This window comes from Desulfofundulus sp., from assembly GCF_049701015.1.
In the GTDB taxonomy this organism is placed as follows: Bacteria; Bacillota; Desulfotomaculia; order Desulfotomaculales; family Desulfovirgulaceae; genus Desulfofundulus.
In genome coordinates this window covers 1-10,312 of sequence record NZ_JBNATZ010000078.1, presented here as the reverse complement: position 1 = coordinate 10,312, position 10,312 = coordinate 1, and the positions used below count along the sequence as shown (strand labels likewise).

General features: G+C 56.4%; 10 protein-coding genes. 3 read left to right on the top strand and 7 right to left on the bottom strand.

What is annotated here, in order from left to right; genetic code table 11:
- Positions 1-69: 69 nt before the first annotated feature.
- Positions 70-1,641, bottom strand: a complete 1,572-nt coding sequence (locus ACPLUI_RS06640) for a methyl-accepting chemotaxis protein (RefSeq protein WP_424659485.1) — start codon at positions 1,639-1,641, stop codon at positions 70-72.
- A 26-nt stretch (positions 1,642-1,667) separates the two neighbouring features.
- Positions 1,668-3,713: a diguanylate cyclase gene (locus tag ACPLUI_RS06635; protein WP_424659484.1), complete on the bottom strand. Its 2,046-nt coding sequence runs from the start codon at positions 3,711-3,713 to the stop codon at positions 1,668-1,670.
- Positions 3,714-3,961: 248 nt separating this feature from the next.
- Here ACPLUI_RS06635 and ACPLUI_RS06630 point away from each other — a divergent pair, with 248 nt between their 5' ends.
- Genes ACPLUI_RS06630 through ACPLUI_RS06620 form a run of 3 tightly spaced genes read left to right on the top strand, consistent with a single transcriptional unit; the run spans position 3,962 to position 5,050 of the window.
- Positions 3,962-4,171, top strand: a complete 210-nt coding sequence (locus ACPLUI_RS06630; protein WP_424659483.1) for a spore coat associated protein CotJA — start codon at positions 3,962-3,964, stop codon at positions 4,169-4,171.
- A 27-nt stretch (positions 4,172-4,198) separates the two neighbouring features.
- A complete protein-coding gene (locus ACPLUI_RS06625) occupies positions 4,199-4,456 on the top strand; it encodes a spore coat protein CotJB (protein WP_424659482.1) in 258 nt (85 codons plus the stop codon).
- Positions 4,457-4,477: 21 nt separating this feature from the next.
- Positions 4,478-5,050, top strand: coding sequence for a manganese catalase family protein (locus ACPLUI_RS06620; protein ID WP_424659481.1), 573 nt, complete (start codon positions 4,478-4,480; stop codon positions 5,048-5,050).
- A 41-nt stretch (positions 5,051-5,091) separates the two neighbouring features.
- On the opposite strand, the gene ACPLUI_RS06615 is transcribed toward ACPLUI_RS06620, so the two are convergent.
- The 5 genes from ACPLUI_RS06615 to ACPLUI_RS06595 all read right to left on the bottom strand — a co-directional run.
- Positions 5,092-6,246 (bottom strand): radical SAM protein, encoded by a 1,155-nt coding sequence (locus ACPLUI_RS06615; RefSeq protein ID WP_424659480.1) that lies wholly within the window; start codon positions 6,244-6,246, stop codon positions 5,092-5,094.
- 197 nt (positions 6,247-6,443) lie between these two features.
- On the bottom strand, positions 6,444-6,821 hold the full coding sequence (locus ACPLUI_RS06610) for a NifB/NifX family molybdenum-iron cluster-binding protein (protein WP_424659479.1): 378 nt from the start codon (positions 6,819-6,821) through the stop codon (positions 6,444-6,446).
- The gene (locus tag ACPLUI_RS06605) at positions 6,818-7,690 is read right to left on the bottom strand and encodes an Mrp/NBP35 family ATP-binding protein (protein WP_424659478.1); all 873 of its coding nucleotides are present in this window, start codon (positions 7,688-7,690) and stop codon (positions 6,818-6,820) included. The genes ACPLUI_RS06610 and ACPLUI_RS06605 overlap by 4 nt, the downstream gene beginning before the upstream one ends.
- A gap of 136 nt (positions 7,691-7,826) precedes the next feature.
- Positions 7,827-9,149, bottom strand: coding sequence for a pyrimidine-nucleoside phosphorylase (locus ACPLUI_RS06600; protein ID WP_424659477.1), 1,323 nt, complete (start codon positions 9,147-9,149; stop codon positions 7,827-7,829).
- A 7-nt stretch (positions 9,150-9,156) separates the two neighbouring features.
- A partial coding sequence (locus tag ACPLUI_RS06595) for a phosphopentomutase (RefSeq protein ID WP_424659476.1) occupies positions 9,157-10,312 on the bottom strand: 1,156 nt, incomplete at its 5' end.

The window sequence follows — 10,312 nt, the reverse complement described above, 5'->3', positions numbered from 1 at the left end:
CGAGAAGGCCGTGAGGTTATTACCTCACTTGTCCGGAATTATAGCCGGCAACGCGCAGGCGCATCAATTTCAGGCCAGGCGGAAAACACTCACCCCCGCGTTCAGGTTCTCCGCCCGCCTGGCCAGCTCCTGTGCCAGCTGCGACGTCTGCTGGACGGCGTGTTCAATGTCCTGGGTGGCACTGCTCAACTGCTGGCTGCTCTTGCTGAACTGTTCGACAATCCGGGCTACCTCACGGGTGGCCCGCAGGACCTCGGTGACCTGGGCCAGGATCTCGCGCAATTTCTTTCCGGTGCCCTCCACCGATTCCACACCCCGCTCCACAGCTGCGGTAGACTCCTCCACTGCCTGTACGGCCTGCCGGGTATCCTGCTGGATGGACTTCACCAGTTCATCTATTTCCCTGGCCGCCCTGGCACTGCCCTCGGCCAGCTTTCTCACTTCTTCGGCCACCACGGCAAAACCACGCCCGTGCTCGCCGGCCCTGGCAGCCTCGATGGCGGCGTTGAGCGCCAGCAGATTGGTCTGGTCGGCAATGCCGGCAATGGTCTCGGTGATGCTGCCGATCTGTGCCGAGCGTTCGTTCAGCGCCTGCATCAGCCTGCCGTTTTGCTGGACGATACGGGCAATTTCTCCCATTTGTGTCGTGGCGGCTTCCACCGCCTTGATGCCCTCCGTGGCTGCGGCCTCCACCTGCCCCGAGGTGCTGGCCACCCGTTCGCTGCTGGCAGCGGCTTCCTGCGCACCCGCGGAAATCTGGGCGGCTGTAGCGGCCGTGTTCTGGGTGACCGCGCTCACCTGTTCGGTACTGGCAGCCAGCTCCTGGCTCTGTGCGGCCAGCTCGGTGGCCGTTTCGGTTACCTTGCCCACCAGGGCGCGGAGCTGCTCGGTCATCCGGTTAAAGGCACCGGCCAGCTCACCTATCTCGTCGCCGCGCCGGACTTCCACCCTGCTGGTCAGCTCTCCCGCAGCGGCAGCTGCAGCGGCAGAGGCCAGCATGGCGGCCGCCCGCGCCACCCGGTTGGCCAGCCAGAGACAAAGGCCCGCCCCCACCACCAGACCGGCCAGAGTGAGGCCAATGGCCGCGGCCCGGGCGGGTTTAACCCTGGCTATAACCCGTTCCTGCAGGGAGGCAATTTCATTGCCCCTCTTGTTCTGGTAATTCTTGATTGTTTGGAACATTTCGTCGGCCAGGTCCTTTCCCCGGCCCGCAGCTGCTTTCAGCGCCGCCTCGCGGTTCCCCGAGCGGGCCGGGACCATTACCTGGTCACGCACGAAATCGTCGTAACGCCGGCAGGCTTCGATCATCTGCCGTACCAGCACCCTGTTTTCCTCGCGGCGGGTGATGCTCAAAAGGTGTTCCAGGGTTTTGGCCTGCTCGGCCGTGGCAGCCTCCCACTGGTTGCAATAGTCCGGAATGCCATAAAGGAGATAGCCGCGGGCGTAGTTACTCTTCTGGTAGCCCAGCTCGGAAATTTTCGAGGCCAGCTGGGCCCTTTCGCTGACCGTCTTCACCTCATCCAGGTCGGCCAGACTCTGGTCCACCAGGTAAATGACCAGGCTGCAGACCAGTACCGCAAAAAGGGCAGCCACGGCAAAGCCGCTTAAAAATTGCGCCCGGAGTCCTTTCAGCTTGAACAACTCTCATCCCTCCGTTCCTGCTTGTTTCACAGTGGTGAAATCCCGGACCGGCCGTCCCCCACTGCTCCTTCTTCTACTGCGCGGGCAAACCTCCAGACCACCTCCGGGTCGAACTGGGACCCCGCGCCGCGGCGCAGTTCCAGAAGGGCGGCCGGGAGGGGGAGCGCCCGGCGGTAAGGCCGGTCCACCGTCATGGCGTCAAAGGCGTCGGCCACGCTGGCGATGCGGGCAAAAAGGGGTATTTTCTCACCTTTTAAGCCCGAAGGGTAGCCCCTACCGTCGTAACGTTCGTGGTGGTGCAGGACGATCTCGATCACCGGCCGGGGAAGAGAAAAGGGTGCCAGCACTCCTTCCCCGTACTGCGGGTGTTTTTTCACCTCCTCCCACTCTTCCGGGTTCAGGGGGCCTTCTTTGGTGAGAATTTGCGAGGGTACGCACACCTTGCCGATGTCGTGAAGCACGGCTCCAATGCACAATATCCGCGTTTCGTCAGGAGAAAGCCCCATTTCCCGGGCAATTGCCCGCGCGTACCTGTTCACCCTCTCGGAGTGGTTGTAAGTGTAGTGGTCCCGCATGTGCAAAAACAGAAGGTTCGTGCGCACAGCGACCAGGAGGGCCTCCCTCTGTTCCGCCCGCACGGCTTCTTTAAGTTCGGAGAGCGCGCTGTGATAGAGCTCCACCCGGTTGCGGGTACCCAGCTTCGCCACGTAGAGGGCCTCGTCCGCACCTTTAACCAGAAAACCTGCCGAGCCCACCCCCGCACAGGTGGTGTCGGCCACCCCGATGGATACGGTCAGGCACCGCCCGGGCAGTACCTCCCTTCCCGGGAAGGGGTGCGCTTCAATTTGCTTCCGCAGCCTTTCGGCGATTTGAAAGGCACTTACCCCGTCGGTATTGGGGAGTACCACGGCGAACTCGTCACCGCCGTACCTGGCCACCAGGTCCTGCGAGCGCACGTTCTTCTCCAGCAGCCGGGCAAATTCACGCAGAAGCTCGTCGCCGGCTGGGTGGCCCAGGGTGTCGTTGTAGATCTTAAAATAGTCCAGGTCGAGCATGAAGAAAGCAAGGGGCTGTTTTTCGCGCAGCGCTTTTTCCACCAGGACTTCCAGGTGTTCCATCAGCGCCCTGTGGTTTAAAAGCCCGGTGAGCGCATCGCGCCTGGCCAGCTCCCTCAAAGCGGCTTTTTCCTCCTCCGCCTTCTGCCGTGCGAGCCACTGGGCCGTGATGTCCCTCAATACGGCCACGCCGCCCCGCACCCGGTTGTTCCGCTCTTTCAAGAGAATCACGTCCACGGAGAAGCATTTCGTACACCCGTCGGGGGTCGGCCACAGAACTTCCCGCCCGACAACTTCTTCACCTCTTTTGATGCGTCGGGCCAGAAGCGCCCCCGTCGGTCCCGCAGCTTCCAGGGGACGACCCGCCAGCTCTTTAGGGGTCTTACCCGCCAGACCGGCCAAAACCGGGTTGGCCAGAGCAATCCTGCCGCGGCGGTCACCCACCAGCACGCCGTTGCGGGTACACCTGACCACCAGGCGGTTCACTTCAGTCTGGTGTAAAAGCCAGACCCAGAACAACACCATTACGGCTCCGCTCAAGAAAAACGTACCTCCACTGGCAGCCGCCACCACCCCGAAGAGGCGCTGGAAATCCTTGTTGACCAGCAGAATATCTTCCTTCAACCTGCTGCGCTGGAAATTGTCGTTTTCAGCGGCCAGGTCCTCGAGTTCCGCACGGAACGCGGCGCGCTCCTCCGGGGGCTGGGAAAGAAAACGGTCTACGGCTGCAGCCAGGTCCCGGGAGAGTTGCTGGCCACGGGGTGTGCGGGTCAGCCCGACCAGGCGCCGGGCATAAGACCGCATCAGCTCCTGATCCGACCGCGAAAGGGTCCTGCGGGAGGCGAGTTCCACCAGCCGGGCCGATAAGGTCAGCTTCTCCATCCTCTCGTTGAAAGCCCGCTCCGTCTGACGGAAAGCCTCATGGAGAAAGACCAGCTGGAAGAGACAGATAGCGAACAGCACCAAAATGGTTCCGGTGAGCACTACCTTTCCGTACAAATGATCTTTAGCGAGCATACCTCCTCCCTCCTCGATTTTGTACTTGTGATAACAAGTATATTTCTAAGTTAGCCGGTTATTCAACGAATTACCGGTTTATTCCTGCTGATTGGCAAAAATTTCTCAAATTTTTTTGCTAAAATTTTTTGATCCCCTTGAAAATGTCTATGGCCCCGGGTTGGGTTGAGAAGCTACAGTGTCATTCCGGACCGGGTTAACATACTTTATTGGTATACTTACCATCTTATACCAGGGAGGCTAGCTGGATGAACACACCTGCAAAAACAAGCGGGCAGGAAGTAAAAGCCACAAATGCCACTATGCCGCCGGTTACCCACACCACTGCTTTTTATCCACCACTCCGGCTGGCGCAGGCCTATGTCCCCCCACAGCGTTACGGCAAAACATACAGCCCGGCGGAGGCTCTTGAGAAGGGCACCCTTTTCCCCGAACTTTATAGCCCCTACCCTTATTAACATGGTGTCTGGAAAGGAGGAAAGTAAGTGGACGCGAGGCGGTTGCAGTTGCTCCATGACATCATGGCTTTGGAATTCGTAGCCGTGGAACTGACTCTCTACCTGGATACCCATCCCACTGAGCAGGAACCTCTAAATGATTACAACATGGTTACCGACCGTTTGAACCAGCTGAAGGCTCAGTACGAGCGCATGTACGGTCCGCTGGTCTCTTACGGTTTTTCACCCAGCGAATACCCGTGGCGCTGGATTGAAGGCCCCTGGCCCTGGGAAATGCAATTTTAGAAAGAGAAAGGACTGGACAGGATGTGGATCTACGAGAAAAAGCTGGAATATCCCGTGAGGGTTTATAAAACCGACCTGCGCATGGCCAAATATCTCATGGCCCAGTATGGCGGGCCGGATTCTGAGCTCTCCGCCGCTGTACGTTACCTGACCCAGCGCTATACCATGCCAACGAACAAAGCCAGGGGCCTGCTAACAGATATTGGGACAGAGGAGCTTGCACACTGGGAAATGGTAGGCACCATGATTTACCAGCTACTCAGGGATGCCACCCCGGAGCAGTTGCGCCGGGAAGATCTGGGGTCGTATTTTGCTGAACACGACCAGGCGGTTTATCCGGTAGATGCAAGCGGGGTACCCTGGACGGCTGCTTATGTTCAGGCCACGGGAGATCCGGTTACCGATTTGCACGAGAACATGGCGGCGGAGCAAAAGGCCCGTACAACCTACGAACACCTTATCCGACTGACCGACGACCCGGGTGTAAAGGATACGCTGCGCTTCCTGCGGGAAAGGGAAATAGTGCATTTCCAGCGTTTCGGTGAAGCACTTGTTGACGTGCAGGAAGAATTGACCCGGAAAAAAGTTTTTTAGCCGGAAAAGCCGCTTACAAGCGGCTTTTCTGGCGTGTTCAATCAAGCGTATTTTTCATTTGACAGTAGATTCTCGTTTCTCACCCGTACATTCCTCAGCCCCTCTTTCCGGGCTATCTCCAGGCATCTTTCCGCATGTTGACGGGAAGTGGGTGGAAGGTCTTTCAAGTAAAACTGGGGATAAAATCCGAGCAGGGTAAAGGGGAGCTCAGGGTCTATAGCGGCAATGAACCGGGCCAGCGCCTGCACTTCGATTTCGTCCACATACCCCGGTACGAGCAGAGTGCTGGCAGCCAGCAGTGGTAGATCGGCTCTTTTTGCAATCAACCCGGATAAAGACCTGAAATTCTCCAGCGTTCTCCGATTTGTAACCCCGCAAAGGGCAATGTGCAAATTTTCATTCCACGCCTTGAGGTCAAATTTGATTATGCCGCCAGTTTTTAACGAAAGCTGAGCCATCTTATTCAGCAGCGACGGGTGCATGGCACCGGTAGTTTCCCAACAAATGCGCAGCACTCTGCCCCCTGCTCTTTCCAGAGCCAGTTCGGCACTTTTGATGGCGTGAGGAAGCTGGGGGACAGCATCGCCTCCAAAATAGCAAATGCAGGCGGTTTCTTCTGTTACTGCTCCAGCCAGTTCCTCCGCGGAATGCAGTGGGGAGAGATTTGCGGTTAATTCCCGGAACTGCCAGTTTTGACAATACAAGCAATTATAGGGACAGGAACCGTAAAAAACAGCTAAATTCTTGTAACCGTATTCTATTCCTTCACAGTAGGAGAAAGTGGGATACCCCGCACATGTCCCGGCGGGACACACCCAATCGGCCACACAATTGGTGGGCAGCTCATCATAATACCATTCAACCACAGCTTTTTCCAGAGTACCTGCAAGGTGGACCAGGTGGTTTCCCTCATTTGCTTTAAGACCACAATACCCTCTTTCTCCCGGAGGTATGACGCATTCATTAACGCAAAGGTTGCATTTAACACCATTTGCAGCCCGGGGAGCGCTGGCCGGCAAATTGAATTGTCTCCGGCTTTCGAAGTGAACCTTTTTAATCCAGGGGAGAGCTTCTTCGGGTTTTTTCCGGATGCAATCTGCGCAAAATTGTAAGGCGGCTGAAATGGCCGTGGATGTCCGGCCACAGCCACGGCAGGTTACTTCCCGGAGAGCAGGGAAATATTTCTTCCATAGCATGACCCTTTTCACCCCTTTATTACTGGCTTCCTGGCTTCGCATTTTTATCTTTTCTCGGAGACATTTTTAAAACACCTTTTTTAGCTGTGAGCATAAAAAAACGCGCAGGTTTTTATTTTTCAACAAACCTGCGCGCGTACCCAAATTACCTGAAGGGTTCGGGAGTTGCCCTTCTTTTGAGTGCTTATTTCCGCCAGTTAATGTGAGCCGGGGCCGTGGTGACAGTGATCGCCGTGACCGTGGTGGTCGCATATGGCCCCACGGCTGACCAGTTCTCCCCGGGTATAAGCTTTGGCTACTTCCTCCACGTTGCCGCTGGCGCCGGTGATCACCTGCAGGCCATATGCTTGCAGCGCCTGTATGGCACGAGGCCCTACACCGCCCAGAATCAATACGTCAACTCCTTTGTTTTTAAAGAGTTCGGCCAGACCCTCATGGTTATGCTGGAGGGTTACAGTTGATACTGTTTCCCTGTTTTTAATTTCCTGGCCGTCCATCTCAAAGATCACAAACTCTTCGCTCCTCCCAAAATGTTGATTAACCTGACCGCGGTCGTTGGGAAGGGCAATTTTCATGCTTGTTCACGCTCCTTCATCGCTTTTCCTTCTATTTTTTCAATAACTTCCACCAGGGGTTCAATGTTTTGCATGGAGATTCCCTTGTAATTCTCAATGAGCCCGGCATCACCCACTTCCGTCAGTTCAGGGTCTACAGGAAGAACAGCCAGTAGAGGTATGTTATTTTGTCTCGCTGCCTCTCCCACGTGGCTCGAACCGAACAGATGGATTTTTTCACCACAGTGGGGGCAGAGCAGGTAGCTCATATTCTCCACCAGCCCAATGATGGGTACGTTGATCAGCCGGGCCATTTTGATCGCCTTTTTGACGACCATCATGGACAGATCCTGTGGCGAGGAAACCACCAGCAACCCATCCAGGGGGAGGGACTGCATAACCGTGAGCGGTACATCTCCGGTACCCGGGGGCATGTCCACGATCAGGTAATCCAGCTTACCCCAGGCCACGTCAGTCCAGAACTGTTTGACGGCACTTGAAAGAATGGGGCCGCGCCAGATTACGGGGTCGTCTTCCTGGGGCAGCAAGAGGTTCAAAGACATCATCTTGATGCCCATGATAGTTCTGGCCGGTAAAATAAATTGATTGAATTGTTCCGGCCGGTCAAGTACCCCGAAAAGTTTGGGGATACTGGGACCGGTAATATCAGCGTCCAGAATACCCACCTGGTGACCACGCCGGGCGAGGGCAACAGCCAGGAGTGCACTGACTGAAGACTTGCCCACACCACCCTTGCCGCTCATAACCGCAATTACCCGTTTGATCTCGCTGGCCTCATTCAAGGGTAGGAAGTCAGGTTGCGCACACTTTTCTTGATTGCATTCACCGGTGTTCTTATCACAGGTACTGCACTTTTCCTTTTCCGTCATGGCTTCTTCACCTCAGTTTTTAAAGGGCTTTTATTTTCCACAAGTCCAGAACTATTTTAATCCAGTTCCAAACCAATGTCAATAATTCAAAAAAAATGGACCCCGCGACCCCCCTGATCCAGCCTGTAACACCGGTTTAATCCATGATGTCATTTTCGTCGATAACCCCGTGCACCAGCTTTTTCACTCCGGGTACACTGGAGGTTAAAGTAAAAGCCCCGGCGATCAACTGGCGCGCTGCAGATAGATTTTCCGCGCTGTTGAAATGCAGGGTGGCCAGGACATCTCCCGTCCTGACTCTGTCCCCCAACTTTTTATGCAACACGATGCCCACGGACGGGTCGATGGTGTCCTCCTTTGTCTTCCGGCCGGCTCCCAGTAACATGGCTACCCGGCCGACCCTTTCGGTGTGGATGCCCGCCACATACCCGTCTGTCTCTGCTTTCACCTGTTCTCTGTATGAGGCTTCAGGTAACAGATGCGGCTCATCCGCCACCCGCGGGTCCCCGCCCTGGGCCTTTACCATCTCCCGGAACTTGTCCAATGCCCGCCCCCGTTCAAGCAACCCAGACAGCCGGTCCACTCCTTCTGCAACGTCTTTCACCGCACCGGCAAGAACAAGCATGTGGCCGCCCAGCACGAGACAGAGCTCCTTCAAATCCGAGGGGCCCCGCCCGGAGAGAGTCTCAATAGCTTCCCGCACCTCCAGGGCATTGCCAACAGCAAAACCCAGAGGCTGGTCCATATCGGTTATTACGGCCACCGTTTTTCTCCCTGCCTGGCGGCCAATTGCTACCATGGCCCGGGCCAGGGTGCACGCTTCCTCCACGGTACGCATAAAAGCTCCGCTGCCTGCCTTCACATCCAGAACTATGGCCTCAGCTCCCGCAGCGATTTTCTTGCTCATCACACTGGAAGCAATCAGGGGAATGCTGTCCACCGTAGCAGTCACGTCCCGCAGGGCGTAGAGTTTCTTATCTGCGGGCACCAGGTTGCCCGTTTGGGCCACCACCGCCACGCCCACTTCCCTGACCTGTCGCACAAAATCCTCCGGAGCAAGAGTCACCTTAAAACCGGGAATGGACTCCAGCTTATCCACGGTTCCGCCGGTGTGACCCAATCCACGGCCGGACATCTTGGCCACGGGTACCCCGGCGGCAGCCACAAGAGGAGCCAGCACCAGGGTGGTTTTGTCCCCCACTCCGCCGGTACTGTGTTTGTCCACCTTGCACCCGGGAATGCCGGAAAGATCGACCCGGTCTCCGGAACCGGCCATGGCCAGGGTCAGATCCGCCGTTTCACGAGTATTGAGTCCCTGGAAGAAAATGGCCATCAACAGCGCTGCCGCCTGGTAATCGGGTATTTCCCCCGCCGTGTATCCCCGGACAAAAAAGTTTATTTCTTCCGTGGCGAGTTCAAACCCCTGGCGTTTTTTCAGGATGATATCGTACATGCGCATTTTTATTTCACCTCAGAATTTCCCGGGCAAAACTGGTTCCCCGTGGATAGGAAAGCCCGAACAGCTCAGCCACGGTGGCGGCCACGTCGCTGAAAGTATTGCGCGTCCCGAGATTAACCCCCGGCCTCACCACCTGGCCGTAAACCAGAAGAGGAACATATTCCCGGCTGTGGTCGGTACTGCTGGTGGTGGGATCACACCCGTGATCAGCTGTGATAATCAGCACCTCATCGGGTCTGGTGGCGTGCAAAATTTCGGGCAGGCGCCGGTCAAAAGCTTCCAGAGCATCAGCATACCCCCGGGGGTTATTACGGTGACCATAAAGCATATCAAAGTCCACCAGGTTGGTAAAAATCAGCCCGCGCTCCAGGCTGCGCATGCATGCCAGTGTTTGGTCCACCCCGTCCATATTACTTTCCGTATGTATCCCTTTTGTAATGCCTTTGCCTGCAAAAATATCTTCAATCTTACCTACGGCCAGGACAGATAACCCGTTTTCTGACAGCAAATCCAAAACGGTGGGACCGGGCGGGGGAAGGGAAAAATCACGCCTCCTGTCCGTGCGTTTAAAAGCTCCGGGGCGTCCCACAAAGGGCCGGGCGATAACCCGCCCTACGGCATGTTCACCGGTGAGTAACTCCCGGGCAATACGGCACATCCGGTATAATTCCTCAACAGGAATAATCTCTTCATGGGCGGCAATTTGAAACACGCTGTCGGCCGAAGTATAAACAATGGGGTACCCGGTCCTCATGTGCTCCGGTCCCAGTTCCTCGATAATGGCCGTGCCTGAAGCAGCTTTATTCCCCAGTACGGGCCGTCCGATACGCTCCTCAAAAGGCTTGATTATCTCCGGAGGAAAACCGTTTGGGTAGACGGGGAAGGGGCGTTCCAGCCATAAACCGGCAATTTCCCAGTGACCGGTGGTGGTATCCTTGCCAGCGGAAGCTTCAGCCATTCGCCCGTAAGCGGCCAGGGGCCGGTCCGCCGGGGAAACTCCCTCGATGGGGATGATGTTTCCCAGACCCAACCGGCCGAGGTGAGGCAAATTGAGTCCTCCCACCGCCCTCGCAGTATTGGCGAGGGTATTGCTGCCCGTGTCACCGTACCGGGCAGCGTCGGGAAGTTCCCCAATACCAACACTATCAAGAACAATAAGAGTA